A 1,025-nucleotide genomic window follows, 5' to 3' on the forward strand; every position below is an offset into this window, starting at 1 on the left:
CCTCCCGCGCCACACGCCCCGCCACCCGGCCGCCGCGACCCCGCCGCCGAGTAGCTTGCTCCGTCGCCGGGCCGCCCCTCGGCAGTCCGGCGGTCGGCGGTCGGTGGTCGGCGGCGGGCTCGCCGTCGGGTGCCTCTGCCCCGGCGGCGCGCCGGTGGGGGTGGGGGCCACTCTTTTGAGTGAGTCGACAACGGCTTTGTCGGGCGTTGAACTCCGACTCTCGCCGCGGGCCGGTTGAACACCCGGACGCCAACTCGCTTTTAGAGGTAGAAATGTGCACTCGTGGGGTCAGCGCGACGTGCGCAACTGTGTCCTGTGGTTGGGAGTGGGCAGGTGAGTCAGCCGGAAACGCAGCCCGAGGGTGCCGGCCGCGACCGTCGGGGGGAGGTGCTCGGCCATGCTTTCCCCCTGGGCGACTGGGGGGAACCGGCGGAGCGGCTGGACGAGCTCTACCAGTGGGTCGAGCAACGGGCGTTGGCGATGGTCGACTGGTACCTGGCCGACCGTACCCGCAAGCGCCGCGCCGCCCGGGTGCTGCGCGCCGGCACCGCGCTCGGGGTCGTCGGGGGCGCGGTGCTGCCCCTGTTGGAGCTGACCGGCGTGCTCGGTGGTGTGCTCGCCCCGCTGGCCTGGGGCTACCTCTCGTTGTCGGGCGCCGTGCTGTGCGCCGGTTGTGATCGTTGGTTCGGGCTCACCTCCGGTTGGATGCGTGATGTGGCCACCGCCCAGGCCATCCAGCGGCGGCTGGAGGCCCTGCAGTACGAGTGGGCGGCGGAGTCGGTGCGCGAAGTGCTCGGCCCCGCCGAGGGGACGGCGGCCGAGGCGGCCGAGCGCTGCCTCGGTGTACTGCGGCGGTTCAGCGAGGACGTGTCCGAGCTCGTGCGGGCGGAGACCGGGGACTGGATGGTCGAGTTCCGCACCGGACCCGTGCCCGGCCTGTCCCACAACCCGCCGCAGCCCGGCTGGCCGCGCCGGCCTTCGGAGCCGAGCTGGGCGGGCGCCCCTCGCTTCACCCTGCCCCCGGG

1 protein-coding gene is annotated in these 1,025 nt (G+C 74.0%); it reads left to right on the forward strand.

Translation table 11 applies throughout. From position 1 onward, the window contains the following. Positions 1–333: 333 nt before the first annotated feature. Positions 334–1,025, forward strand: a 692-nt coding sequence (locus tag FNX44_RS27125; protein WP_143651603.1) for an SLATT domain-containing protein, incomplete at its 3' end; no start/stop codon positions are given.

The sequence above is a fragment of the Streptomyces alkaliterrae genome (assembly GCF_007097205.2).
GTDB classification, from domain to species: Bacteria; Actinomycetota; Actinomycetes; order Streptomycetales; family Streptomycetaceae; genus Streptomyces; species Streptomyces alkaliterrae.